Below are 25,400 nucleotides of genomic sequence, written 5' to 3'. Positions count from 1 at the left end.
GCGACACCGACCGGGTGCGGGTGTCCCGCAGATTACGGGAGGTGTTGTGAGTTCGAGTTCGGCCAATCGTCCGGCGCGGCTCAATCGGGCGTTGCTCGCGCTCATCGGGCTGGCGCTGATCCTCGCCGGCGTCTATGCCATCCTCGCGTACGCGGGCGTGCTGCACTGGGTCGATCGGGATGCGCCGCTGGTGCCCGGGACCGCCGAGCCGTCGCAGTGGGTGTTCGTGGCGGTGGTGGCGGGCGCGGTCGTCGTGGGCCTGGCGGCGTTGCGGTGGCTGGCGGCGCAGTTCGCCCGGCTGCCGGCGCGGATGCGCTGGCATATCGGCACGGTCGGCAATACCGGTGAGACGCTGATCGATTCGAATGTCGCCGCCGCCCCGGTGGCGACCGATATCGAGTCCTACCCGGAGGTGCGCTCGGCGCAGGCCAGGCTATCGGGGCCGGGCCGCGCACCGCACCTGCATCTGGTGGTCACAGCGGAACCCGATGCGGATCTGACCGCGCTGCGCCGGCGCATTCTCTCCGAGGCGGTGAGCCGGCTGGAGCAGGCGCTGGAGGTGGATACCGTACCAGTGTCGCTGGAATTGCGGCTCGCCGATCGCGGCCGCACCGCGCGGGCGAGGTAGCGGCCGTTCAGTCGAGGGGCCCGAGAACCCGCTCGACATAGGCGTTGGCGAAGCGCCCCTTCGGGTCCAGCCGCCGTCGCACGTCCTGGAAACGATCCCAGTCCGGATAGCGCCCGCGCAGTGTTTCCGCGGTCTGGAAGTGTCGCTTACCCCAGTGCGGACGGCCGTGGTAGCGATCGAAAATCGCTTCGCAGGCACGGAAATACGGTTCGTACTCCATACCTCGGTACTGGTGTACGGCGATGTAGCAGGTGTCGCGGCCCCCCGCGGGGGACAGGAACGCGTCGTCGGGCGCCACGAACCGGACCTCGGTCGGCATCGGCGAATCGAACTGCTGCCCAACGGCTTTGATTTCGCGAATGGCGTCGGCGGCATATTCGCGCGGGATGGCGTATTCCATCTCGGTGAAGCGAAACAGCCTGGGGGAGGCGAACACTCGGTAGGAGCGGTCGATCTGGCGGCGGTAGCTTCCGGCGTAGGCGGCGCCCCGGTGGATCCACGGAATCAGATTCGGCTGCCGGCGCGCGAGGCGGCACAGCGCATCGAAGGTGTGGTTGGACATGAGGATGTCGGCGAACCAGTCCACGGCCTTGGCGCGCGGTTGTTCGGCCAGCGGGACGCGGTTGTTGCGCTTGGTCATCGCCAGCGGGCTGTGCGCGAACATGTAGAACTCGAAATGCTCGTTGCCGTCGACGAATTCGTCGAGTTCGGTCAGCACCTCCTCGACCGGTACGGGCCGCTCGATGCCCTCCAGGACGAACGAAGGCACCAGTTGCAGCGTCACCGCGGTCACCACACCGAGGGCGCCGAGATTCACTCGTGCCGCGCGCCAGCCGTCGGGGTCGCCGCGCTCGTCGAGTTCGACCACACTGCCGTCGGCGAGCATCAGTTCCACCGAGTGGAGTGCGGCGGAGATGTTCTGCAGCGCCGCGCCGGTGCCGTGGGTCGCGGTCGCGGTCGCCCCGGCGATCGACTGCACATCGATGTCGCCGAGGTTGGGGAAGGCGAGACCGAGCGGGTGCAGGGCGGTGCTCAGCGCGTTCAGGGTCGCGCCCGCCTCCACCCGGACCAGGCCGGTGGCGCGGTCGACCTGCAGAATCCGGTTCAGTCCCGAAAGCTGCAGCAGAGTGCCGTCGGTGAGCACGGTGTCGGTGAACGAATGCCCGGCTCCGGCCACGCGCACGGTATGGCCCGCGCGCTCGGCCCGGGCCAGCAGTTCGGCGACGTCGTCGCGTGTGCGCGGAGCGGCGTACGTGGCCGGCGCGCACCGTTGATCGCCGGCCCAGTTCACCCACGAATTGGTCATGCGTCCAACTTTAGAACATGGCCCAACTGTGCGCCAGCCCTCGTTCGAGCTCGAACGTGTCCGATCACACGGCCACGAGTGCGCCGGGAGTACTTACGTTGCGGACGGTTCGCTCGGTAACGTTGGCGGGTGCACGGTGCCGGACAGGAATTACTTTCTGCGGCAGGCGAATACGGCTTCCTTCGCGTTGTCGACGTCGTCGTCGTTCAGGGGTGGAACCGTCAGGGGCTGCCGCGGAATGCAGTCGCCGCGCACACCGTCCAGGACGATGCTCATGTAACGCCGCCACACGTCGGGGTTCACCGGCTTGGCGAAGCTGGCGATCGCCTCGACCATGTTGATCATCGCGAAGAAGTCCGAGGCGGCGATGCCGGGTCGCAGCACGCCCTCGGCGACGGCCTTGTCGAACAGGCGGGTGACCATCGGCTTGATTCGCTCGCGGACCGAGACGAAGCGCTCCATGGCGTCGGGCAGCTCCAGCATCACCTCGCCGAAGCCGCGGTTGCTGGCCATGTGTTCGCAGCTCCACTCGAACAGCCGGGTCAGTCCGTGCCAGGTGTCGGGATCGGCGTAGGCGGCCTCGGTCGCCTCGGCCATATCGTTGACGGTCTGGTCGAAGACCTCGCCGATGAGCTCCTGCTTGTTCGCGAACCGCCGGTACACCGTCCCCACGCCGACACCGGCGGCTTCGGCCACATCGTCGAGGGTCACCTCCAGGCCGCGATCGGCGAACAGCTCCCTGGCCGCTCTGAGGATGCGCGCGTGGTTGCGGGCGGCATCGGCGCGCAGGCGCCGGGGAGCGGGAGCGGCCGTGGCGTGATTCACACCCCGATATTACCAAGTTCAGGGATTAACCGGAGGCCCTCTCTCCGTTATCGTGATAGCTTTCCATGTAAGCGGAGATGACTCCTCCACTTCAACTCCACCAGAACCGTCGTCGGACAAGGGGACCCATGACTTCCGCGATCGATCTCGAAAAGAGCCGGTCGGACCTGCCGTCGAGGCAGTCCTCCGGCTCCGCGGGCCGCCGTGGCTCGCACGCAATGCGCTGGTGGGTGCTCGCCGTACTCGGCGTCGCCCAGCTGATGGTCGTGCTGGACGCGACCGTGGTGAATATCGCACTTCCCGAGGCGCAGTTGGACCTCGGCTTCTCCAATGCCGACCGCCAGTGGGTGGTCACCGGTTATGCCCTCGCCTTCGGCAGCCTGCTGCTGCTGGGTGGCCGGCTGAGCGACCTGTTCGGCCGGCGTACGACCTTCATCATCGGATTGGTCGGCTTCGCGGTCGCCTCCGCGGTCGGTGGCGCCGCCAACGGATTCGAAATGCTCGTCGTGGCTCGCGTCGCCCAGGGCGTGTTCGGCGCACTGCTCGCGCCCGCCGCGTTGTCGCTGCTGACGGTGACCTTCACCGAACCGTCGGAGCGGGCCAAGGCCTTCGGCATCTTCGGCGCCGTCGCCGGTACCGGTGGTGCGCTCGGCCTGCTGCTCGGTGGCGCGCTCACCGAATGGGCCTCGTGGCGCTGGGTGATGTACGTCAACCTGATCTTCGCCGCCGTCGCGCTGGTCGGCGCCGTGCTGCTGCTGGCCAAGCACACCGCCGAGCACCGGCCCAAGCTCGACATCCCGGGCACGGTCACGGTCAGTGCCGCCCTGTTCGGCATCGTCTACGGCTTCTCGCACGCGGAATCGCACGGCTGGTCCAACGGGCTCACCCTGGCCTTCCTCATCGGCGGCACGGTGCTGCTGGGTGTGTTCGCGTGGCTCCAGACCCGGGTCGAGCATCCGCTGCTGCCGCTGCGGATCCTGCTCGACCGCACCCGGGCCGGTTCCTACATGACGGTCTTCGTCATGGGTATCGGGATGTTCGCGATCTTCCTGTTCCTGACCTACTACATGCAGCTGACGCTGAAGTACTCGCCGATCATGACCGGCGTCGCGTTCCTGCCGATGATCGCGGCGATGATCGCCTCCTCGACCACCGTGCCCTCGCTGCTGCTGCCCAAGATCGGACCGAAGATCACCGTCGCCGCGGGCTTCCTGGTCGCGGCTGCCGGGATGGCGTGGCTGACCCGCATCGGACTGGACACCGGCTACGCCTCGCACATCCTCCCGGCGCTGATTCTGCTGGGCCTGGGTCTCGGTGGCGCCATGTCGACCGCCTTCCAGGGCTCGACCGCCGGCGTGCACCACGAGGATGCCGGTGTGGCATCGGCGATGGTGAACACCAGCCAGCAGGTCGGTGGTTCGATCGGCACCGCGTTGCTGAGCACCATCGCGTCCTCGGCGGCGGCGAACTACCTGTCGGGCCGCCAGCCCAGCCAGCTCGCGGTCGCCGAATCGCTGATCAAGAGCTACACCACCAGCTTCTGGTGGGCGACAGCGATTTTCGTGGTCGGCGCGGTCCTCGCGGCGGTGCTGATGCCCAGCACCGCACCGGCCCCGGCCGAGGGCGAGCCGGTGCTGGCGCACTGAGTTCGGCACCTGCGGCCGCGTAGAACGCTGCGGGACAATCGAATAAGGACGGTGCCCCGGACTCGTGGAGTCCGGGGCATTGTCATGTATCTGCCGATGCCGGCTGTGGTGCGGGTTCCGATGGTGGTGCGGGTGGCAGTGCGGGGGTGCGGGCGAGGCGTCAGGTGCGAACCCGGTGAACGGTTCGCCGAACGCGAAGGCGGCACCGGCACGGAATACCGCGATGTCGTGGTTCTCGCGTGGTTCGTATCCGCCGCCGCGTGCTGTTCGCACGCTCGCCCCGGCCGCCGGTGGTGGTGGGCGCGACCGAAGTAGCCGATCGGCGGCGCGTCGACGAGCCGCACCTCGTGCCCTGAGTCCCAGGATCGGCAGGTGCCGATACGAGAGGGACGCGCCCGAACGTCGTTCGGCGGCTGCCGCCGTGGACGGGGCCGCGATGCGCCGGCGTCCATCCGGGCAGGGACCGGTGCGAATTCGGTTGTTACTCTCCGTGGCGCCGTGAGCAAACCGATGGCTAGCGACAGGGCGGTGCTGGTGAAGCGGTTCGGGGTGGGTGGCATCGAGCCCTGTGCGGCCCGCCGGCCGGCGGGCACGAGCCGAACAGGGCAGGGCGAATCCGTCGCCCCGGACCTCGGCCGGTCGCGGGCGCACAGCCGGTGCGGCGAGCCCGCGCGACCCGGATGCGGGCCGCGGCTCGGTCGCTGACAGTTAGCATGGCTCCACACATTCGGTCGGGCAGGGAGGTGCACCAGGTGGGTTCGCGGACCGGCGCCACGGTGATGGACACGCCGGAGGGGGCGAGCGTCCTGCGCACGAGTTTTTGCTCGTCGCAAGCGAATCCGTTAGTCTGGACAGCTCTCTGTGGCATATGCGACCGCTGCTCCGCCCGATCGGACGACGTTCTAGACTGCACGGATCGGGTGTGGCGGGTCCGCCGCTCGGATGGACGAGCGGACGGTGGTGACAGCGCGCGGCGCGGCAGAACGGACAACTGGTACGGCACGACGACAGGGGGTTGGCGATGAGTGAAGCACCGGACGAGTCCGCGATGCAGATCGTCACCGAAGCCGATGCGTGGCAGCCGGATCCACGCTGGCGGTCCGCGGCCCGCTTGACGGTGCTGCTGGGTGAGGACGACCACTACAAGCATCGGCCCCGCTATCACGAGATCGTGCGGCGGGCTCGCGACAGCGGCCTGGCCGGGGCCAGCGTCTGGCGCGGTATGGAGGGCTACGGCGTTTCCTCGCGCATCCACACCACCCGCATGCTGGATCTCGCCGAGAACCTGCCCGTGATGGTGATGATCATCGACGATTCGCAGCTGCTGCGCGATTTCGTGGTGGCCAACGCCGAACTCTTCGAATCCGGGACCGTGACCCTGTCCGCGGTCCAGGTGTGGCAGTCGGGCGGGGTGTCGCCGTGATTGTGATGACGAGCCGGGCGCAGGTGCCGAGGAAGGGAGGCCCGAGCATGGCCCACGATCGAGCCGGCCGACCGGCGCGGGCCGGCGATCTCGAGGATCTGCCGCATCTGGTGACGGCGTACTACAGCCGCATCCCCGATCCTGCCGAACCCGCGCAGCAGGTGGCATTCGGTACCTCCGGACACCGCGGTTCGAGCCTCGATTGTGCGTTCAACGAGGCGCATATCCTCGCCATCACACAGGCGATCGTCGAGTATCGCGCCACCCGCGGTATCACCGGCCCGGTATATCTGGCTCGCGACACCCACGCGCTCTCGGAACCGGCGTGGACCACCGCGCTGGAGGTGCTGGCCGCCAACGACGTGACCGCCGTGATCGACAGCCGCGGGCGCTACACGCCCACTCCGGCGCTCAGTCACGCTGTGCTGCGCCACAATCGGGGCGGCACCCGCCATCAGGCCGACGGCATCGTGGTCACGCCCTCGCACAATCCGCCCCGCGACGGCGGTTTCAAATACAACCCGCCGCACGGCGGCCCGGCCGACACCGTCGCGACCGACGCCATCGCCGACCGCGCCAACGAACTGCTGCGCGGCGGGCTGGCCGGGATCAAACGCACCACGCTGCAGCACGCGCTGGCCACCGGTGTGCAGCGCTACGACTACCTCGATCAGTACATCGCCGATCTGCCGAACGTGTTGAATCTGGACGCCGTGCGCGGCGCCGGTATCCGGCTGGGCGCGGATCCGATGGGCGGGGCCAGCGTCGACTACTGGGAGGAGATCGGCCAGCGCTACGACCTCGAACTCGAGGTGGTCAATCCGTTCGTCGACCCGACCTGGCGGTTCATGACCCTCGACAGCGACGGCAAGATCCGGATGGATCCGTCCTCGCGCTATGCAATGGCCTCGCTGGTGGCGATCCGCGACGACTACGACATCTCCACCGGCAACGACGCCGACGCCGACCGGCACGGCATCGTGACACCCGATGCGGGATTGATGAATCCGAACCACTTCCTGGCGGTGGCGATCGAATATCTGGTCGCGAACCGGATGGGGTGGGACGCGCTGACCAAGATCGGCAAGACCGCGGTGACCTCCTCGATGATCGATCGGGTGGTGGGCGTGCTGGGCCGGCAGACCCACGAGGTGCCGGTCGGCTTCAAATGGTTCGTCCCCGGATTGTTCAGTGGTTCCCTGGCTTTCGGTGGCGAGGAGAGCGCCGGAGCCTCGTTCCTGCGCCACGACGGCACGGTGTGGACCACGGACAAGGACGGCATCCTGCTGGCACTGCTGGCCGCCGAGATCACCGCGGTCACCGGCCAGAGTCCGTCGGCGCGCTATGCCGAACTCGAAAAGCGTTACGGCACACCGGCTTACGCTCGCATCGATGCCGTCGCAAATGCCGAGCAGAAGCGGCGGCTGGCCGCGCTGACGCCGGACGACATCGCCACCACCGAAATCGCGGGGGAATCGGTGCTGTCGGTGCAGACCCGCGCCCGCGGCAACGGCGCGGCGCTGGGCGGGGTGAAGGTGACCACCGAGAACGCGTGGTTCGCGGCGCGCCCGTCGGGTACCGAGGACAAGTACAAGATCTACGCCGAATCCTTCGAGGGGCCCGAACATCTGACTCGGGTGCAGGCGGCGGCGGAGGAAGTGGTCGGACGCGCACTCGGCATCGAGGAGCCCGCGGTCGACTGATTCGCGGAAATGTGGTGAGCGATAGTTACGGTGCCGGTTCCCGGCTGCCCGCCGAGACCTGGGTGCTGATCGGCGCGGCATTCATCATCGCCCTCGGATTCGGGCTGGTCGCACCGGCATTGCCGCAGTTCGCGCGCAGCTTCGGCGTCGGCGTCGCGGCCGCCTCGGCAATCGTGAGCAGTTTCGCGCTGATGCGCCTGCTGTTCGCGCCGGTGAGCGGGCGGCTGGTCCAGCGATTCGGTGAGCGCGCGCTGTATCTGACAGGTCTGCTGATCGTGGCCCTGTCCACGGGCGCGTGCGCGCTGGCGCAGACCTATTGGCAGCTGATCGTGCTGCGTTCGCTGGGTGGAATCGGATCCACCATGTTCACGGTGTCCTCGCTGGGGCTGGTCATCCGGTTGTCGCCGCCCGGCGAACGCGGGCGGGTCTCGGGGTTGTGGTCCACCAGTTTCCTGATCGGCTCGCTGGCCGGTCCGCTGCTCGGCGGTGCGCTGAGCGGGCTGGGATTGCGCGCCCCGTTCGCGATCTACGCGGTGGCCCTGCTGGCGGCGAGTGCGGTGGTGTTCTGGAAGCTGCGCGGATCGCAGCTGGCCGAACCGGTGGGCGCGGAGCCCATGCCGGTGGTGAGTTTCGGCCGCGCACTGGCGGATCCGGTGTACCGCGCGGTGCTGTGGTCCAATTTCGCCAACGGCGCGGCGGTGTTCGGGGTGCGGATGGCGCTGGTTCCGCTGCTGGTGGTGGAGGTGCTCGGCGAGTCCCCGGGAGTGGCCGGGGTGGCGTTGACGGTTTTCGCCGCGGGAAACGCGGCGGTGCTGTTCGCCTCCGGCCGGATGTCGGATCGGTGGGGGCGCAGACCCTTCCTGATCGCCGGCACCCTCGTGTGCGCGACGGGCACGATCGCGCTGGGGCTCGCGCCGAATCTGGTGTGGCTGCTGGGGGCCTCGTTCGTGGCCGGTCTGGGCTCGGGAATGTACACACCCGCGCAGCAGGCCGCCGTCGCCGATGTGATCGGCCCGCGGGCGCGCGGCGGCCCGGTGCTGGCCGGATTTCAGATGGCTGCCGATCTGGGCACCGTGGTGGGCCCGATCGCGATCGGGTGGCTGGCACAGCGGGCATCGTTCGGATTCGCGCTCGCGGTGACCGGTGCGCTGCTGGTGGTGGCCGCGGCCGGATGGACGGTGGTGCGAGAGCCGCTGCGGCGGCATCCGGTCACCGCGACCGTCGACTGATTTCCGCCACTCTGCCGCGCGGTCCTACCTGGCGGGAGCATCGGCTTTCGCTCGCCGCGACCGCCCTATCCTGTGGCCGACCTACGGGATCCACAGATCGGAGATCATTGTGCCGGCTCGTCGCATGCGTAAATCGGCTCGAATCGGCGTCGGTGCCCTGGCAGTGGGATTGCTGGCCGCCGCCTGCTCCGGGGCGTCCGATACCGATCCGGCCGCCCCTGCCGCCCTGCGCGCGGGGCAGTTGCTGACCGCGCGGCCACTGACGAATGGCGCCGCTCTGTCCGGCGCGGCGAGCACTCGCCTGATCACCTATGTCTCCGACGATGCGCACGGGCAGCCGATCGTGGTGTCGGGCACCATCGCGGTGCCCGCGGGAGCGCCGCCGAAGGACGGCTGGCCGGTGCTCAGCTGGGCGCACGGCACCACCGGTTACGCCGACACCTGTGCCCCTTCCGCCGACACCGCGGACGGCCCGGACCACGATTACCTGGGGCCGGTGAACCGGGTCCTCGACACCTGGATCGCCAAGGGCTACGCGGTAGTCCAGACCGACTACGAGGGGCTCGGTACACCCGGCGGGCATCCGTACATCAACGGCACGAGCGAGGCCGATACGGTCGTCGACATCGTGCGCGCGGCCCGGGCGCTGGATCCCTCGATCGGGAAACGCTGGGTGGTCGCCGGGCACAGCCAGGGCGGACAGGCGGCCTTGTTCACCGCGCAGGCCGGGGCCGAGCGGGCGCCCGAGTTGGAGCTGAAGGGTGCGGTGTCGATCGCGCCCGGCGGGGTGGGGCTCAGCGGCACCGTCGACTACCTGCGATCGAATCGCCCCGGCGCCGAAGCCGCCGAGGCTTTCCTGCCGGTGATTCTGCTGGGGGCCCATGCCGCCGAACCGGCCATCGATCCGGACGCATTGGTGACGCCACAGGCCGCGCCGCTGCTCACGGCCGCGCGGACCGGATGCCTCGCCCAGATCCGCGCGGTGCCACCGGTGCCGCCGGCCCAGGTCTTCGCGCCGAACGCGGACGTCGGACCGCTGACCCGCTATCTGGACGCGCAGGACCCCAGCCGCGTGACGCCGACCGTCCCGACATTGATCGCGCAGGGCACGGCCGATGCCGCGGTCGCGCAACCGGGGACCGACGCGCTGGTGAAAAGCTTGTGCGGCAGGGGAGTGCACGTCGATTACCGGGTCTACGCCGGCCAGGATCATCGCGGCAGTGTGTCCGCGTCTCTGGCCGACGCCCAGGATTTCGTGGCGCGGGTGATGGCGGGCGAGCCGACGCCCACCACCTGCGGGCGCTGAATCTCGCTGTGCCGCAGATAGCTCGCATCGACCGGGTCCCGCTGAATGAGAGCCCGAGACCGCGACTCCATGCACTGTGACATGTTCCATATGCATGTTGTTTGCGCATCACCGTCGGCCTCGTTCGGCAATTCCGCGGTGCCACGGTGAGTTTCGAGAGGAGAACCGATGAGGGCTCAACGCTGGATAGCCGCCACCACGCTCGCCATCGCGACCGTCACCGCTTCGTCCGCATACGCCACGGCCGGTCCTGTCCCGTCGGATGCCGCGGCGCCGAGCGGTACGGTGCCCGACGACGCTGTGCACTACCGGGCCGTGAATACCGGTGGCGCAGCGGAGATCACCACCGATTCCGGCTCGATGGACGTCTCGGACGGGATCTTCCGGATCAGATCCGCCTCCGGTGTGGTGCTGGCCGGAATCCCGCTGACGATTCGCGTCGACGACGTCGACTATCCGGTGGAGGCGTCGATTCGTGACCACACCGCCACTCTGACCCCGGTCGCGCTGCCCTTCGAGGACGAGGCGCCGTGGCGCACCCGCTACGAGCGGGAGCAGGCGGCGTTTTCCCGTGCGGCACTGCAGATTACGACCGCCGCGGCCGGTGGCGCTGCGGTCGGCACCGCGATCGGTGGTATCGCCGGATGTGTGGGCGGAGCGCTGGTCGGGGCCGTCGTCACCGGGATTCTGGCGGCGTTGTTCGGCGCGGGCCCCCTGGCGGGCTGCTTGGCCGGTATCGCCGTGGGGGCGGGAGTCGGTGCCTTCGCCGGCGCCTTGCTGGTCGCGGCCCCGGTGGCCGTCGCCTCGGTCGTCCAGTACTTCACCACCGTCAACGAGCCCTTCGTCCCGAAGGGCCAGCCGGCGAAGTGAGAATTGTGTTGTATCGGCGCCGAACTCGCGCCGGCGGCCACGCGGCATCCGGTGCGAGTTCGGTGCTGTGCTGTGAAAGATGCTGAGGGAGAGCGTCTTTCGGCAGGTCAGCGGATGGTGCCGACTCCCGGAACGAGAGGCAGGTCGAGCGGCGTCACCCAGCCGGGTGGCAGGGCGTTGACCGCGGGGACGGCATTCAGGGCACGCATTCCGGTGGCGAGACATCCCGCCACGGCGGGCGTGCGCCCGGATCCGTCGGTGAACCGGAAGGACGTCTCCTGAGAAATGGACGGCGAGCCGACGATATCGACCCGATACACATCGTCCTTCGTGCCGGCGGGCCAGTCGGGAGCCGCGTCGGTGCCGATGCGGTTGACGTGTTCGAGGGTGATGACCTCGCGGCCGTGGTAGACGCCGTTGATGGTGAACCGGATGGCGGCGACGTTGCCCGCCGCGACGACGCCCTTCGCGGACGGGCGATCCACCGGCGTCACCCATTTCTCCCACGTGGTGGTGACGGCGTCGAGTTCGATGCCCACGGCGGTCGCGATCATCGGCACGGTGGCGCCCCACGCCATGATCAGCAGATCGGGAATCTCCAGCATGGCCTGGAATTCCGGCGGCCGCCCGATGCCCATCTCGACCTCGTAATCGCCTTCGTAGGCGGTGTAGTCGAGTAACTCCGAGGCGCGTACCGACTCCACCTCGCCACACAGGCCCAGCAGAGTCATCGGGAACAGGTCGTTGGCGAAGCCGGGATCGATACCGGTGGTGAAGCAGGACGCGCCGCCCGCCGCGCAGGCCTCGGTGATCGGATCGCGCCAGGCGGCGGGGGTCTGCGCCATATCCGGCCACACCCACGGTGTCATCGCGGTGGAGCACACGTCGATTCCCGCCCGCAGGAACGATCCGATGACCCGGATGTTCTCGTCGGCGAACTGGGCGGTCGGCCCGTAATGCACCAACGCATCCGGGCGCAGCGCGATCAGCTCCTCCACCGAATCCGTGGCCCGGATGCCGGTTTCACCACCCCCGCACAGCAGTCCGGCGTCGCGCCCGACCTTGTCCGCGTTGCTGACGCCGACGCCTACGAGTTCGAAGAGCGGATGGCGGATGATCTCGGCGAGCACTATGGAGCCCACCACACCGGTACCCCAGAGGACGATTCGCTTCTTCGCGTCGGTCACCGGAACTCCTTGCAGCCGTGAGTATTTCAGTTGTGGTATTCGCCGCAGTCGACGGTGAGAATCTGGCCCGTCACGGCGGAGGCGAGGTCGGTGGCCAGGAACAGGGCGGCGCGGGCCACCTCTTCGGGGGAGGCGAGGCGTTTGAGGTCGGTCGGCTCGGCCTTGCGCCGGTAGATCTCCTCGTGGGTGACGCCGTCCTGGGCGGCGAGCCAGTCGAAGTAGGCCTTGTTCACGTCCTCGTAGATGTAGGAGGGCGCGACACTGTTGACCCGGATACCGCGCGGGCCCAATTCGGTCGCCAGCGACGAGGCCAAATGAGCGAGTGTGCCTTTCGACAGCTTGTAGCCGGCGTAGATCGGCTCGGAATCGAAGCTCACACAGGAATTGAGCATGATGATCGAGCCGCTTGTCGCGGCCAGCGCATCGGCGAACAGCGTCGAAAGCCGCAGTGGCGCAAAGACATTGGTTTCGTTCGCGGTCCGCAAGGCGTCCAGTTCGATGCCGGTGATCGGTTCCATCGGCGGGATCGCGAAGGCGTTGTTGATCAGGCAGTCCACCCGGCCGAATTCGGCGAGGGCGCGGTCCACCAGCGCCCGCCGCTGCTCCTCGTCGGTGATGTCGGTGGGCACCACCAGTGCCTTGCGGCCGTGGGACCGCACCACCTCGGCCATCTTCTCCAGCCGGCGTTCGGTGCGGCTGACCAGCACCAGATCCGCGCCCATCCGGGCGGCCTCGGCGCCCAGCGCGCGGCCCAGGCCCGGGCCGACACCCGACAGCACGACGACCTTGCCCTCGAGCAGGGGGAGTGGCCGGTAGATATCCGCGGTGGCGATCGGCTGGTCGGTAGTGGACACGACTTCTCCTCGGATTCAGCAGTTACAGAATGTAACGACTCAGATGTGACAGACTGTAACGACTGACGCTCGCGCTGACAAGGACGGTTGTGTCGTGAACGCTCGCCATCGACTCGGTCCGCATCGCGATCCGGAGGTGGATCGAGCGGTCCTCGAGGCCGCACGCGAGCTGCTGGTGGAACGCGGCTATGCCGCCGTCTCGATCGATGCGATCGCCACCCGGGCCGGGGTGAGCCGGCCCGCCATCTACCGGCGCTGGCCGTCGAAGGCGCATCTGATCGCGCGAGCGGTCTTTCCGGATGTGGGCGGCGAGGACGAGGCGAGCGATCTGATCGAGGAGATCCGCACGGTTATCCGGGGCACGATTCATCTCTTCGGGGCCCGGCCCGCGCGCGAGGCGATGCCCGGGTTGATGACCGAGATGCGAGCGGATTCCGGTCTGTACCAGAAACTTTCGGCACGACTGGATACGCCGACCCGGCGCGAACTCGCGCGGTATCTCGATTCCGGGGCCGTGCGTGGCGGAATCGACTCCGACACGGTGCTGGACATGATCGCCGGTGCCGCCTTGTTCGCCATGTGTATCCGGGATATCGACGATACGGAGGGTTTCGCCCGGTCGCTCGAGGAATTGGTCCTCTACGGGCTGGTCGGCGTGCCAGCGAGCGAGGCGGAGGAACCGTGGGCGTAGGCGGGTGAAATCCGGTTGCCGGGAAATCTGACGGCCGGATTCCGGCGATGGACCGGTTTTGGCAGAGTGGACGCCGTGAATTCCTCGGATTCGAAATACACCCCGCGACCGATGTCGAACCGCACCACCTACGCACTGGGTGCGGTGGCTCTGGTCGTGGTCGCGGTGATCGTGGTGCTCGTCGTGCGCTGGAACAGCGACCATGGTCTGACGGTGCAGGAGGACGGTTACGGCGCCGCGCACGATCCGGCGGTCCAGGCACTACTGGATTCCGACGGCGCGATAGTGCTCGGTAAGACCTCGGCCGCGAAGACCATCGATATGTTCGAGGATCCGATGTGCCCGTCCTGCGGGGCGCTCGAGCATTACTACGGACAGCAGATCGCCAAAGCGATCGACCAGGGAAAGCTCGCGGTGCGCTATCGGTTCGTGAACTTCCTGGATCCCAAGTCCAGCAGTAAGGACTATTCGACCCGCGCGGTGGCCGCGAGCGAATGTGTGGCCGATGCCGGTGACGGACCGGTGTTTTCGAAGTTCCACATGGCGCTGTTCACCACGAAGCAGCCCAGTGAGGACGGCGGCAATCTGACCAACGATGAATTGGCCGCGATCGCCAAGGATTCCGGTGCGTCAGCGGAGGTGCAGTCCTGTATCGCCAAGGGCGACCGGGTGGATTCCGCGCGCAACCACGCCCAGTCGTCGCTGGCGGCGTTAAAGGATGCGGTCGGTCAGGTGCAGACACCCACCGTGCTCGACGGCGGTAAGAATGTCGATGTGGAAAATTCGGATTGGGTCACCAAGCTCGTGAGCTGATCGCAGTCGCGCGGCGATGTCGCGCTGGTCGAGGTCCCGGCCCGGACGGTATCCCCAACCGCCCGGGCCGGAGTCGTAGAGCCGGCGTTCAACAGATTTCGTCGTCGCCGAGCAGCACCTCGTAGATGCGATTGCGGGCGTCCGCGATCGCGTTCACGGTGTCACGCAATTGTCCCGCCATGGCGGCATATCCGGCGCCCGCGGCCGTCCGGTCGAGTTCGGATTCCAGCCGGAGCCGCAACTTCTCGAGCGCGGCGATCCGTTCCCGTTCCACACCGGCGTCGATAACGGTCGGCGCGGGTGGACGATCCTGGCAAGTCATGGTGTTCGCGGTGTCCTCCGATCACTGGGGTGGGCAGTAGTAGTGGAACGAAAATTGTTCAGCGGCGGTAGCTTTCACCGGACAGGAGACAGTCCTCCGGAGTGCCCTCCGCGAGTCGTCGATGCACCAGAGCGTGTTCTCCGATCGGGTAGCCCGGGTCGAGTGTCGAAACAGGCGCTGCTGCGACGGATGTGGTGACCGGGCCGGAACCGACGACGGGCGTTTCGGAATCCCGGTGCGGAAACAGATAACGGCCTATCTCGTCGACCGTGGTGTGCACATCCCCGGTCGGGCTCGTCCACCGCAGCCGGTCCGCATCGAGCCGCCGCACCTCCCAGCGAGTCTTGTGCTGCACGGTGAGCAGCGCCAAGCGGGAATGATGGGGACACAACGTGAACCGTCCGGGGGCGCCACGCCGATGTCTCGAGCCGTGGACGGTATCGCCGGACCGATCCACATCGGTAGTGCCCGTGCTCCCCTCCGGCACGGGCATATCGGTTGCCACCGCGGGCATTACGCAGCCCGGGAACGCGCACAGTCCGTCGATTCGGAGGGCGGATTCGGCGATGGTGACCGATTCACCCCGTTCGGCGATCCGCCGAGCAAGTTCCGCGTCGATCGGCCCGTAGCCCGCCAGATAGGCGGGCTCCTCGCTCTCCCCGCTCAGGGCTTCGGCGCTGACACCGACCTGGATCAGCGGGCGGCGAGTCCGGGCTCGCCCGGACCTGCGTGGGACATTCGATGCGGATGATTCAGAACCTGTTGCGGTGCAGCGCTTTCCCCGTCCGCAGGCGCAATCGAGTCGCTCCGCGCCCTCGGCGAGGGCGACGAGTGCGTCCGCGCGGCGTTGCGGCATGGTGCGCGGGTCCTCGGAGCAGACCTCGTATGCCATGTCCCGCAGTCGCATCGCGACCGTTTGGGCCCCGTCCGCGGGCAGCAGCCCCGCCACGACCGCCGCGCCGTCCTGGACCGCGGTCAGGCGGATATCGCGGCAGTCCTCGCGCTGTTCCCGCCGGCGCTGCTCGCCGGGGCCGTCCACCCGGCTCAACCAGCGACGTGCGGTCTGCCGCAGCCGGGCCGGTGTGGTTCGTGCCGCGGCCTCGACCAGCGGAACTTCCACATCGGCGAGTAGATCGCTGGACAGTCCGCGGACGTTGTCGACGATCACCTGCACCCGCGACAGATCGATGCGGCCCGATCCGAACGCCTCCCGGGTATGCGGCAAGGTGTCCAGCGCCAGCCCGATATCGATCAGTGCGGCCGCGACCTGCTCGGATATCTGTACCGCCGTCGAGACCTCCGCGGCGGCGAACTCTCCCGCCCGCACCCCGCCCGGTCCGGGCGCGGCGTTGCCGGCGCGATGCCGCCGATACAACTCGCGCACCGCCCGCACCTCCGCCGCCTGTGCGAATGCCGCCGCCCCATGTGCCCGTCGCAGCGCATCGACCAGCCCCTCGTCGCTCATCGCCTGAAGCTCTCTGCCATCGAACATGTGTTCGAGTCTATCGTTCGAACGTGTGTTCCACCACCCCTGTACGCAGGCGATTTGGTACGCCGAGTCCAGGTGGTGTAACTTCTTTCAAGCACGCGGGGAACACCCCCGAGGTGCGAAAACCTGGGGCTATGGCGCAGCTGGTAGCGCACCACACTGGCAGTGTGGGGGTCAGGGGTTCGAGTCCCCTTAGCTCCACTCATCTGTGGGCCAGGATGGAATTTCCATCCTGGCCCACAGTCGTTTCCGGGTGCTGAATCCTCCGGGGCATCGGCCGGTTCCGTTCTCGCCCTGCGATGCCCCTCTCTCTATGTGCCGTTGACGTCGCCCCCGATTGCGCGGTCGCGCATTGGTTGCTCGGCCGGCTCCGGGGCGCGCGATGGCGGTCGCTCACCTGCTGTGCCGGACCGGTTCTCGACTCCCGGCCCATGGCTTCTGTGCCGCCACTAAGTTGCTCGCCATTCTTCGTCGAAACTGTAGACAGCCCTGCACTTAGTTATGTATGTTAATCAATATTCTGAGCTGCCAAGAGGTGGGCCCGACCGTTGGGCCCGCACTGCTCGCGGCAGCCGCCCGCTCACCGTGGAGACGGAGGCTTCGACGATGAACCCCTATGTCCTGATTCAGAATCTGCTCAATCAGCTCGATCTCGGGTCCGCGGGGATCAGCGCCCAGTAGCGGGCGCATCCGCGCCGGAGTCGCGCGGCGGCTCGAGCATCGGCACGAGAAAGTGCCGGGCCAGGGCCGCCACCTGCTCGTCGTCGTCGAGATCGATGACCTGGCTGGGAAGCGCGAGATAGGAGGCGGAGATCCGGACCATCAACTCCGCCACCAGATCGACGTCGACCTCCCGCGCCACGTGGCCGGCGCGCTGCTCGCGGCGGAGCTGGTCGGCCACGAACCGGCGCACCATGGCGACGGTGTGGCCCTGATCGCCGATCATGGATCCGAGCAGCATGTCGGGTTCGGCGGCGAGCAGGCCACCGATGATCGGGTTCTCGCGGATCGCCCGCAATGAACTGACGAAACCGAGGACGACCCGGTCGGCGGCGGTGCGCGCGTGCCGGATGTCGACCAGGAACCGGTCGAACCAGCGCCGATACTCGCGCACGATCACCTGCTCGACCAGGGCGTCCTTCGTCGCGAAACGACGGTAGACGGTGATGCGGGAAACGTTCGCCCGCCGGGCCACGTCATCCATCGTCGAGCGGCGAACGCCGAGGGCACCGAACTGTTCGACCGCCGCGTCGAGGATGCGCGCGCGGATGTCGTCGCCCTCGTCGACCTGGTCGACCGCATCCGTATAGGCGCGTTCGAGTGGTGACGTGCCGTTTCCTGAACCCTTCGAGGGCGGTGATCCCAACTTCACGGTGTCCTCTCACGCGCTTCGTTTCGAAAATCCTGACAACTTCTTGTGATCGCGGCCACGGTGTGGTCTCATCAAGATACTCAGATACAGAGTTTGTATCTCTGTATCTGCTTCTCAATGAAGAGGGACAATAGCATGGACGGACTGGGTCTCAGCAGGCGCGACGCCCTGCGAGCAGGCGGTGGATTACTCGGTGCGGCGGGGGCGCTCGCACTCGGCGCGCGAACGGCGCGCGCGGATCCGTGGACGTGGTCGCCGAGCGGTTCCGTGGTCGGCAGCGGCGGCGGGGCGGACCCGCTGACGATGTGGGACCCGGAGGCCGATCCGGTGATCGCCGACGTCATGGACCACGAGGACATCCCGCGGATCAACAATCTGCTCCGCACCTGGGTGCGCAACGAGCAGCCCATCCCCGACGGCTTGCCGAAGAATATGCGCGACTTCATGGAGCACGCGCGGCAGCTGCCGTCGTGGGCGGACGAGGCCAAGATGGCGGCCGGCTTCGAATTCAACAAGAAGCGGGGAACCTATCTGGGCGTGCTCTACGCCTTCGCCAGCGGCATGATGGCGAACGTCATTCCGCACGAGGCGCGCGCGGTGTACTACTCGCGGGGCGGCTCGCATCTGAAGGACCGCATCGCCAAGACCGCGAAATTCGGCTACGACATCGGCACGGTCAACGCCTACCAGCCGGGCGGCGAAATGATCGTGACCTGCGTCAAGACTCGTATCATTCATGCCGCGGTCCGGCATCTGCTGCCGCAGTCGCCGCATTGGCCGACCGAACATATCCCGATCAGCCAGGACGACAAGATGGTCACCTGGCACAGCCTCGCCACGACCATCATGCGGACCTTCCGGGCCTGGAATCTGCAAATTCCGCAGGTCGAATCGGAGGGCTATCTGCATACCTGGCAGCTCGCCGGCCACTTCCTCGGCATTCGCGACGAATACATTCCCGCGACGTGGGAGCAGGCCGATGCTCAGGCCAAGCAGCAACTGGACCCGATCATCGAAGCGACGCCGGAGGGGATCGAGCTCGCGCACAACCTCATGGACCTGGGCTTCGACCTCGATCTGACGCTGCTCAGCAAGCCGATTCTGGGCGCGTTCACCCGATTCATCCTGGGCGACAAGATCGCCGACGATCTGCGGATCGCGCGGGAACCGGTGTGGGATCCGCTGCTGAAGTTCAGTTGGGGCCCGTTCGTCGCCGTGCGCGAGGGCGTGATGGGCGTGATCCCGCCGACCGCGGACGCGACCTGGCTGTTCGACGAATTCCTGCGGCAGTTCGTGCTGTGGTACATGGCCGAACTGCGGATGCCGCTCAGCATCGAGATCCCGCAGACCAACAGGTGATTCGCCGACTTCGCGGGCGACAAGCGATACCGGAGGCGAAGGTGGAACAGAGATGACAACGAATCCGAATCTCTCGCGTATCCGGCGCGGCGCAACCGGAATATTCGTCGCCGCGACGGTCGCCGTCGGTGGACTCGCCGTGGAACTGGCGGTGCAGGGCGGCACCATCGGCCATGCGGCGAAACCCGCGGGAACCGTGGAACGGGTGCCCGTGGACGTGCGGACGGCCGATCCGGTCTCGGCGCCGACTTCTCCTGCGCCGCAACCGGAAAGCGGCCGGCCGGGGGAGTGGACGCCCACGCCGCCGGTGCAGCATTCCGACAGCGATCCGCACGAGCACACCGCCGGGTCATGAGCACCGGGCGAGGCGCGGTGGCGGCCTCGGAGACGTTTCCGGCGATCGGAACATCGGTCGTGGTGGTTTGCACCGATACCCGGGAGCTGGCGCGCGCGGTCGGCCTGGTCCGCGCGCGACTGGACGAACTCGATCGTGCCGCCTCGCGCTTTCGCGCGGATTCCGAACTCGCCGTGATCAACTCGCGCAGCGCCGACGCGGCTCGCCGGGGCCGGTCGGAGCAGCTGCGCATCCCGGTCGGCCCGACCCTCGGGTCGTGCCTGCGGGCGGCGATGCGTACCCAGCGCCTGACCTCGGGGTTGGTCTCGGCCTCCCTGGGGGCCGCGCTGATCGCCTGTGGCTACGACGACGATCTGGATGTGGTGCGCGCCCGCGGTGACGTGGGCCCGGCCGCATGTGATCCGAGCTCGGTTCCGTTGCGGCACATGATCTTCGACGAGCAGCGGTGGGAGGTGACGTTGCCCGCGGGAACCGCACTGGATCTGGGCGCGAGTGCGAAGGCGTGGGCGGCGGACACGATCGCCGCCGAGCTGGCCGCGACCGGACCGGGTGGATATCTGGTGAATCTGGGCGGTGACATCGCCGTCGCGGGCGCCGTCCCGCAGTACGGGTGGTCCATCGGGGTGAAGGATTGGAACGACGTCGTGGTGCAGGTCGTCACCTCGACCGGGCAGGCGTTCGCGACGTCGTCGACGCGGCTGCGCACGTGGATGCGCGGCGGCGTACGCCGCCATCACATCATCGATCCGCGCACCGGACGCTCCGCCCGGACGCGGTGGGCGCAGGTCACCTGCGCGGGACCCGATGCGGTGCAGGCCAATGCGGCGTCGACGGCCGCGATCGTTCTCGACGATCAGGCGCCGCGCTGGCTGACCGATCGCGGCGTGCCCGCCAGCCTGATGACGGTCGACCACGAGGTGGTGACGACTCCGGGCTGGCCCGCCCCGACCGCGGCGCGGAAGCGGCACGTGTCATGACCAGTCCGTGGCTGTGGTACGTCTCGCGCGCCGCCGGCGTGGTCACTCTCGTACTGCTGACTGTCGTGGCGTTGCTCGGGATGTTCACGGCCGCGCGGGTGCGGCCCCGGCTCGCCGTATCGGCCGTGGCGATGGGACTGCATCGCACGCTCGCCCTGGGCCTGATCGTCTTCCTGGCCGCGCATATCGGCACCGCGGCGGTCGATACGTATGTCGATCTCGGATGGCTGTCGACGGTGGTGCCGTTCACGGCCGGTTACGAGCGGCAGTGGGTCGCGCTGGGAACCCTCGCCGTGGACATCGTCCTGGCGGTCGTCGCGACATCGCTGCTGCGCCACCGGTTGCCGACTCGGATGTGGCGTGCGGTGCACCTGCTCGCGTACGCGATGGCGCCGCTGGCGGTGGTACACGGAGTGACGATGTCCTCGGCCGCGGATCCGGCGCTGCTCGCCGTCACCGTGGGCTGCGGTGCGGCGCTGGCGGTCGGTGCCGTCTGGCGGTGGGCCGTTCCCGACGCACAGCGGCATCGCCGCTCCGACATCGCTTCTCAGGAGTGGACATGACCGGGCCGGCGGACCTGCTGAGGGCCGCGGGGTTGCGCGGCCGCGGCGGCGCGAACTTTCCCACCGCCGCCAAACTCGAACTCGCGGCCCGCCACCGGGCCGAGTTGATCGTCAATGCCTGTGACGGAGAGATGGATTCGTCCAAGGACGCATGGGTCGTCGCGCACCATCTCCCCGAAGTGCTCGACGGCGCCCGGCGAATAACGGCGCAGCGGGTGCGGGTGGCCGCGCATCGCGGCTCCGAGACGCTCGCCCTCCTGGACGCGGCCGGCGTGGACACGCTCGCGGTACCACGGCGATACGTGTCGTCGGAGGAGTCGGCGCTGGTCCGGCTGGCGCACGGTGGTCCGGCGCGACCGGTGATGCGGTTCGAACCCATCACCGTCGGCGGCCGGGACCCGCGGGGGCGGCGGCTGGCGCCGACCTTGGTGCTCAACGTCGAAACCGTATGGCGGATTCAGCAGATCGCCGAGTACGGTCCGGGCTGGTTCCGCTCCTACGGAACGCCCGACGAGCCCGGCCCGCGGCTGGTGACAGTTGCCGACGGCGTCCGCAATCCGGGTGTGCACGGCGCGGAGGCGGGCCTGCCCCTGTCCGAAATTTTCGATCGGGCGGGCGGTCTCACCGTCGGCCCGCAGGCCCTGTGGGTGAACGGTTTGAGCGGTGGGTTCCTGCCCGCCGAGGCGCGTCATACGCTGTGGTCGCGAAATGCGCTGGCGCCGTTCGGAATCGGAACCGGCGTCGGCGTATTTCGTGTCGTCGCCGCGGGCAGCGATCCATGGCAGATGGTGCTGTCCGCGCTGACCTATGCGGCGGGTGAATCGGCCGGCCAGTGCGGCCCGTGCATGTTCGGATTGCCCGCCCTGCGTGACGATCTGATCGACCTGCTGGACCGGCGAGCTCCGGCCGACACCGCCGAGCGGCTCCTCCGTAGGCTCCCCCGTGTTCCGGGGCGAGGTGCGTGCCGCTTTCCCGACGGAGTGGCCCGGTTCCTGGCCTCCGCCTTGGACGTCTTCGGTAGCTCGTTACTCGTCGAAAGTATTGGTAGCAAACGTTTTCCGACCGCACGACAAGGATGAATCGTGTCCCTCACAGCTCGGGCCCTCGGCATCGCACGGCCCACCTCCGGCGCGCTGGCGATCGATCGGATCGCGTGCACCGGCCACGGTATCTGCGCCCACATCCTGCCGGAGCAGATCGTCCTGGACGACTGGGGCTACCCCGTGCTCGGCGCCGCCGAACCGGACCCCGCGCTCGCCACCGAGGCGATCAAACTCTGCCCGGCCGCGGCCCTGCGGTGGGTGGCACCGCCGGCATGCTGACGAGCGAAATACATTGGCGCTCAGAGCGTTCGACGTCATAGTTCGGTGCGCACCGTCATCACCGTGGGCGCTGCCGTGCCGGACCACCCGCACGGCGAGGCGCAGGTCGCGATGACCGCGTCGGTGATGGTGCCGTCGCTGTAGAGCGTGGTCCGCAGGACGGCCTGCGCCGGGTAGCCGCAGGCTTGGCATTTGCCGAAGTAGTTGAGAATCTCGCGCGATCGGACAGCGGCGATGCTGCGCCGTCCGGATACGCCGCTCGGCTGGGGGATTTCGCTGTGCACGGTGATCCTTCGATTCGGCGGACGCGGCGGTGCCGGTGACCGACAATCGAGCCGGCCGTGTCCCGGTGGATCCGCTGCCGAGACCGGTGATCCCCCTGCGGTACCGCCGGGCTCATGCAACGGTCGTGCCGAGTCCGTCCTGGTCACGCCGCATGGGGACCGTTCCACGGTCGACGACACCGTTCCATGCTAAGTCGTGAGCGCTGCATTTGGCATGAATTTATCATAACTTCTGCGTGCTTTGTGACAAGTCCAAGAGCAAACCATAGTCCGTATGAGCACCGAATATCCGTCGTCTGAAAGGTCCGGAGCTACGGCTTCCAAAACTGTGAATTTGGAGTAACATACGCTCTCGCGGCCCCGCAGATGACCGGGCGCCGCGGCCGACGGGCAAGGGTGCCCGCATCCGGTGTGTGCGGGAGGTGCGGGCACCGGATGTCCGGCCGATGGGTGAAAGGACCTGTGTCGCAATGCTGAAGCGACTCGATCGGCTTCTGAGCTACGAGATGAAGGTGTCCGAATTCCTCGGGACACTCATCATCCTCGCCGTGCCGTACGGCATCATCGGGGTCATCTGGACCCTGACGCACACCTCGCACCTGAAGCAGATGCACGGCATCGACGTGATCATCTCGTTCCTGGGATCAATCGTGTGCTGGCCCGTGCTCACCTTCTCGAACGTCTGCATGACCTAGTCATGATGGCGCTGGTGTGGCTCATCGACATCGTGGTGATCGGAGTCAAGATCCTCGGTGGGCGAATCAAGGTCAATCCCGTTCTCCGATTCGGCCTGTGGGTCGCGGTGCTGTGTGCCGTGGGCGCCGGGATCGCACTCCTGGGGGCGTTGCTCGTGCTGCTGCAGCACTACTTGGAGAACCTCCCGGGATGATCCGGGTGACGGCTGCACAAGCGCGGAATATTCCGTAACTTGCCGCGTCGGTTCCAGGGTCTGGACCGTACTTTTGTCGCATCCTGTCGGATTATCCGATTCGAGAACAGTCGATAACTTACTATCTTGTGTCGCACCGAAATGGTGTGTAACACTTCACACGCTCAACGCCCGGCGGCCTGGTTGCCGCTGTCTGCGACAAGCGGTGAGCGTGAGAAAGGAACGACCGCTGTGACGTCGACCCGAGCCTCCGATCGGCCGGACCCGCCGGTTCCGCCCTGGCGGACCGCCGACGAGGGTGAGCTGCAGCGACTTGTCGATGCGGCCGGCGGCCTCTGGCGCCGGCATCCGCAACGCTCGCTGGAGACCCTCGGCCGGCAGGTCGCGCTGGGGCGGGAGGCATTCGTTCAGCTCTTCGTCGCGATGATCAAGCGCCGGTTTCCGTACCAGGAATTCATCAAACAGTGCGCCTTCATGGCCAACGTCTCGGCCGCGCCGACCGTGTTCGTGGCCATTCCCATCGCCGTCGTGGTGTCCATCGAAGTCGGTGCCCTGGTGAACCAGGTCGGCGCGACGACGTTCATCGGTTCCGTTGCCGCACTGGGAATCATCCGGCAGGGCGCGCCGCTGGTCTCCGCGCTGATGATCGCCGGTGCGGTGGGTTCGGCGATCTGCGCCGATCTCGGCTCCCGGACGATCCGCGAGGAGATCGACGCCATGCGGGTGATGGGTGTCGATCCGGTGCGTCGGCTGGTCGCCCCCCGCCTGGCCGCGGCGGTGCTGGTGAGCGTATTGCTGTGCGGCTTCATTGTTTTCGTCGGATTCGCGACGGCGTACATGTTCAATGTGTACGCGCAGTCCGGTACCCCCGGATCCTTCATCGGATCGTTCGCGTCGTTCGCGGTGGCCAGCGACCTGTTGATCGCCTTGACCAAGGCCGCGATCTTCGGCGCGCTGACGGCGATCATCGCCTGCGATGTGGGCCTGCACACCAGCGGCGGCCCGGCCGGAGTCGCGAATTCGGTGAACTCCGCGGTGGTCAGCTCCGCGTTGATGTTGTTCGCCACCAACATCATTCTGACTCAGCTGTCGAATACCTTGCTCCCGACGAAGGTCGCGTGAGATGGCCAGCTCCTACACCCCGCCCGTAGCCCGGCCGCTGCGGGCCGTCGGAAACGCCGCGCTCGCACCGGTGCACGCGAACCAGCGTCTCGGGCATCAGACCATCACCTTCTTCCAGGCGGTGGCCGCGATTCCGTTCGTGGTCAAGCACTATCGGAAGGAACTTGCCCGGCTGACCGCGGATGTGAGCTGGGGTAACGGGTCGCTGATCGTGGGTGGCGGCACCATCGGCGTGGTGTTCATCCTGTGCTCGTTCGGCGGCATCATCGTCGGAATGGAGTCCTTCACGGCGTTGAACCTCCTGACCATGAGTCCGTTGACCGGCGCCATCGCCGGATTCGCGACCACCCGGGAGTTGGCGCCCATCCTGGCGACCCTGGCCTTCGCGATCCAATCCGGTTGCCGGTTCACCGCGCAGCTGGGCTCGATGCGCATCTCCGAGGAGATCGACGCGCTGGAATCGTGCGCGATCCGGCCGCTGCCGTACCTGGTCAGCACCCGGATGATTGCCGCGACGGTGACGATCGTGCCGCTCTACAGCGTGGGTCTGGCCGCCGCCTACCTGACCACTAAACTGACGGTGCTGTTCCTCGGCGGCACTACCGCGGGGACCTACGACCACTACTTCTTCCAGTTCCTGATCGGGCCGGACGTCTTCTATTCGCTGCTGAAGGTCGTGATCTTCACGCTGCTCGCGACCTTCATCCAGTGCTACTACGGCTATGTCGCCAGCGGCGGCCCGGAGGGCGTCGGGGTCGCGGCCGGGCGGGCGATCAAGATGGTGATCGTCGTGATGGTTTTCGCGAATCTCTTTCTCACCCTGGCGATTTGGGGCATCGACCCCGGATTCCGGATCTCAGGATAG

The 25,400-nt window shown here is 67.6% G+C and carries 27 protein-coding genes and 1 tRNA gene; 20 read left to right on the top strand and 8 right to left on the bottom strand.

Annotated elements, in window-relative coordinates; all coding sequences use genetic code 11:
* Nucleotides 1-628 (top strand): hypothetical protein (locus ACPCUW_RS23935; RefSeq protein WP_423427195.1); only part of this gene is annotated, 628 nt, incomplete at its 5' end.
* A 7-nt stretch (nt 629-635) separates the two neighbouring features.
* Here the strand turns inward: ACPCUW_RS23935 and ACPCUW_RS23930 are convergent.
* A complete protein-coding gene (locus ACPCUW_RS23930; RefSeq protein ID WP_423427194.1) occupies nt 636-1,934 on the bottom strand; it encodes a D-arabinono-1,4-lactone oxidase in 1,299 nt (432 codons plus the stop codon).
* A gap of 150 nt (nt 1,935-2,084) precedes the next feature.
* The gene (locus ACPCUW_RS23925) at nt 2,085-2,759 is read right to left on the bottom strand and encodes a TetR/AcrR family transcriptional regulator (protein ID WP_030515553.1); all 675 of its coding nucleotides are present in this window, start codon (nt 2,757-2,759) and stop codon (nt 2,085-2,087) included.
* A gap of 128 nt (nt 2,760-2,887) precedes the next feature.
* On the opposite strand from ACPCUW_RS23925, the gene ACPCUW_RS23920 reads away from it, so the two are divergent.
* The 6 genes from ACPCUW_RS23920 (at nt 2,888) to ACPCUW_RS23895 (ending at nt 10,936) form a co-directional block, all read left to right on the top strand.
* Nucleotides 2,888-4,405, top strand: a complete 1,518-nt coding sequence (locus ACPCUW_RS23920; RefSeq protein ID WP_030515554.1) for an MFS transporter — start codon at nt 2,888-2,890, stop codon at nt 4,403-4,405.
* A 1,021-nt stretch (nt 4,406-5,426) separates the two neighbouring features.
* The gene (locus ACPCUW_RS23915) at nt 5,427-5,828 is read left to right on the top strand and encodes a DUF190 domain-containing protein (protein ID WP_081879496.1); all 402 of its coding nucleotides are present in this window, start codon (nt 5,427-5,429) and stop codon (nt 5,826-5,828) included.
* A 47-nt stretch (nt 5,829-5,875) separates the two neighbouring features.
* A complete protein-coding gene (gene pgm, locus ACPCUW_RS23910; protein WP_064904428.1) occupies nt 5,876-7,531 on the top strand; it encodes a phosphoglucomutase (alpha-D-glucose-1,6-bisphosphate-dependent) in 1,656 nt (551 codons plus the stop codon).
* Nucleotides 7,532-7,545: 14 nt separating this feature from the next.
* On the top strand, nt 7,546-8,760 hold the full coding sequence (locus tag ACPCUW_RS23905) for an MFS transporter (protein ID WP_174555038.1): 1,215 nt from the start codon (nt 7,546-7,548) through the stop codon (nt 8,758-8,760).
* Nucleotides 8,761-8,884: 124 nt separating this feature from the next.
* Nucleotides 8,885-10,066, top strand: a complete 1,182-nt coding sequence (locus ACPCUW_RS23900; protein ID WP_423427191.1) for an alpha/beta hydrolase family protein — start codon at nt 8,885-8,887, stop codon at nt 10,064-10,066.
* 168 nt (nt 10,067-10,234) lie between these two features.
* Nucleotides 10,235-10,936, top strand: coding sequence for a hypothetical protein (locus ACPCUW_RS23895; protein WP_104363749.1), 702 nt, complete (start codon nt 10,235-10,237; stop codon nt 10,934-10,936).
* Nucleotides 10,937-11,043: 107 nt separating this feature from the next.
* On the opposite strand, the gene ACPCUW_RS23890 is transcribed toward ACPCUW_RS23895, so the two are convergent.
* Together ACPCUW_RS23890 and ACPCUW_RS23885 are read right to left on the bottom strand one after the other, a co-directional pair.
* Complete coding sequence (locus tag ACPCUW_RS23890; protein WP_423427189.1) at nt 11,044-12,123, bottom strand: dihydrodipicolinate reductase; 1,080 nt, start codon at nt 12,121-12,123, stop codon at nt 11,044-11,046.
* Between the two features lie 26 nt (nt 12,124-12,149).
* The gene (locus ACPCUW_RS23885; RefSeq protein WP_423427188.1) at nt 12,150-12,977 is read right to left on the bottom strand and encodes an SDR family oxidoreductase; all 828 of its coding nucleotides are present in this window, start codon (nt 12,975-12,977) and stop codon (nt 12,150-12,152) included.
* A gap of 94 nt (nt 12,978-13,071) precedes the next feature.
* Here ACPCUW_RS23885 and ACPCUW_RS23880 point away from each other — a divergent pair, with 94 nt between their 5' ends.
* Both ACPCUW_RS23880 and ACPCUW_RS23875 read left to right on the top strand, forming a co-directional pair.
* A complete protein-coding gene (locus tag ACPCUW_RS23880; protein ID WP_423427187.1) occupies nt 13,072-13,668 on the top strand; it encodes a TetR/AcrR family transcriptional regulator in 597 nt (198 codons plus the stop codon).
* 75 nt (nt 13,669-13,743) lie between these two features.
* On the top strand, nt 13,744-14,481 hold the full coding sequence (locus ACPCUW_RS23875) for a DsbA family protein (RefSeq protein WP_307617971.1): 738 nt from the start codon (nt 13,744-13,746) through the stop codon (nt 14,479-14,481).
* A gap of 88 nt (nt 14,482-14,569) precedes the next feature.
* Here ACPCUW_RS23875 and ACPCUW_RS23870 read toward each other — a convergent pair whose 3' ends face one another.
* Both ACPCUW_RS23870 and ACPCUW_RS23865 read right to left on the bottom strand, forming a co-directional pair.
* Entirely contained in the window at nt 14,570-14,803 is a 234-nt protein-coding gene (locus ACPCUW_RS23870; protein WP_063017548.1) for a hypothetical protein, read from the bottom strand.
* 58 nt (nt 14,804-14,861) lie between these two features.
* The gene (locus tag ACPCUW_RS23865) at nt 14,862-16,295 is read right to left on the bottom strand and encodes a DUF222 domain-containing protein (protein WP_104363750.1); all 1,434 of its coding nucleotides are present in this window, start codon (nt 16,293-16,295) and stop codon (nt 14,862-14,864) included.
* A gap of 125 nt (nt 16,296-16,420) precedes the next feature.
* Between ACPCUW_RS23865 and ACPCUW_RS23860 the strand changes: the two genes are divergently transcribed.
* Nucleotides 16,421-16,493, top strand: a tRNA-Ala gene (locus ACPCUW_RS23860).
* Between the two features lie 466 nt (nt 16,494-16,959).
* Here the strand turns inward: ACPCUW_RS23860 and ACPCUW_RS23855 are convergent.
* A complete protein-coding gene (locus tag ACPCUW_RS23855; RefSeq protein WP_063017551.1) occupies nt 16,960-17,664 on the bottom strand; it encodes a TetR/AcrR family transcriptional regulator in 705 nt (234 codons plus the stop codon).
* 135 nt (nt 17,665-17,799) lie between these two features.
* On the opposite strand from ACPCUW_RS23855, the gene ACPCUW_RS23850 reads away from it, so the two are divergent.
* From ACPCUW_RS23850 to ACPCUW_RS23825, 6 genes are read left to right on the top strand one after another with little or no spacing between them, the layout of a single operon-like run.
* The gene (locus ACPCUW_RS23850; RefSeq protein ID WP_423427186.1) at nt 17,800-19,023 is read left to right on the top strand and encodes an oxygenase MpaB family protein; all 1,224 of its coding nucleotides are present in this window, start codon (nt 17,800-17,802) and stop codon (nt 19,021-19,023) included.
* 52 nt (nt 19,024-19,075) lie between these two features.
* Complete coding sequence (locus ACPCUW_RS23845) at nt 19,076-19,378, top strand: hypothetical protein (RefSeq protein ID WP_063017555.1); 303 nt, start codon at nt 19,076-19,078, stop codon at nt 19,376-19,378.
* Nucleotides 19,375-20,355, top strand: a complete 981-nt coding sequence (locus ACPCUW_RS23840; RefSeq protein WP_063017557.1) for an FAD:protein FMN transferase — start codon at nt 19,375-19,377, stop codon at nt 20,353-20,355. Before ACPCUW_RS23845 ends, ACPCUW_RS23840 begins: the two co-directional genes overlap by 4 nt.
* Nucleotides 20,352-20,918, top strand: a complete 567-nt coding sequence (locus ACPCUW_RS23835) for a ferric reductase-like transmembrane domain-containing protein (protein WP_218402073.1) — start codon at nt 20,352-20,354, stop codon at nt 20,916-20,918. The genes ACPCUW_RS23840 and ACPCUW_RS23835 overlap by 4 nt, the downstream gene beginning before the upstream one ends.
* Nucleotides 20,915-21,997, top strand: a complete 1,083-nt coding sequence (locus tag ACPCUW_RS23830; protein ID WP_423427185.1) for an NADH-ubiquinone oxidoreductase-F iron-sulfur binding region domain-containing protein — start codon at nt 20,915-20,917, stop codon at nt 21,995-21,997. The genes ACPCUW_RS23835 and ACPCUW_RS23830 overlap by 4 nt, the downstream gene beginning before the upstream one ends.
* A 3-nt stretch (nt 21,998-22,000) precedes the next feature.
* Nucleotides 22,001-22,240 carry a ferredoxin gene (locus ACPCUW_RS23825; RefSeq protein ID WP_063017561.1) on the top strand — a complete coding sequence of 80 codons (240 nt, stop codon included), beginning with the start codon at nt 22,001-22,003 and terminating at the stop codon, nt 22,238-22,240.
* A 35-nt stretch (nt 22,241-22,275) separates the two neighbouring features.
* Here ACPCUW_RS23825 and ACPCUW_RS23820 read toward each other — a convergent pair whose 3' ends face one another.
* On the bottom strand, nt 22,276-22,524 hold the full coding sequence (locus ACPCUW_RS23820) for a hypothetical protein (RefSeq protein WP_030515592.1): 249 nt from the start codon (nt 22,522-22,524) through the stop codon (nt 22,276-22,278).
* Nucleotides 22,525-22,994: 470 nt separating this feature from the next.
* Here ACPCUW_RS23820 and ACPCUW_RS23815 point away from each other — a divergent pair, with 470 nt between their 5' ends.
* The 4 genes from ACPCUW_RS23815 to ACPCUW_RS23800 all read left to right on the top strand — a co-directional run bounded on the left by ACPCUW_RS23815 (nt 22,995) and on the right by ACPCUW_RS23800 (nt 25,400).
* Nucleotides 22,995-23,219 carry a hypothetical protein gene (locus ACPCUW_RS23815; protein WP_030515593.1) on the top strand — a complete coding sequence of 75 codons (225 nt, stop codon included), beginning with the start codon at nt 22,995-22,997 and terminating at the stop codon, nt 23,217-23,219.
* Nucleotides 23,220-23,221: 2 nt separating this feature from the next.
* The gene (locus ACPCUW_RS23810; protein ID WP_063017565.1) at nt 23,222-23,413 is read left to right on the top strand and encodes a hypothetical protein; all 192 of its coding nucleotides are present in this window, start codon (nt 23,222-23,224) and stop codon (nt 23,411-23,413) included.
* Nucleotides 23,414-23,644: 231 nt separating this feature from the next.
* A complete protein-coding gene (locus ACPCUW_RS23805; protein WP_082857349.1) occupies nt 23,645-24,535 on the top strand; it encodes an MlaE family ABC transporter permease in 891 nt (296 codons plus the stop codon).
* A 1-nt stretch (nt 24,536) separates the two neighbouring features.
* Complete coding sequence (locus ACPCUW_RS23800) at nt 24,537-25,400, top strand: ABC transporter permease (protein ID WP_030515596.1); 864 nt, start codon at nt 24,537-24,539, stop codon at nt 25,398-25,400.

Origin of the sequence: Nocardia sp. AB354 (assembly GCF_049538315.1) — a bacterium.
Taxonomy (GTDB): Bacteria; Actinomycetota; Actinomycetes; order Mycobacteriales; family Mycobacteriaceae; genus Nocardia; species Nocardia nova.
This window is presented reverse-complemented; position numbering and strand designations above follow the sequence as displayed.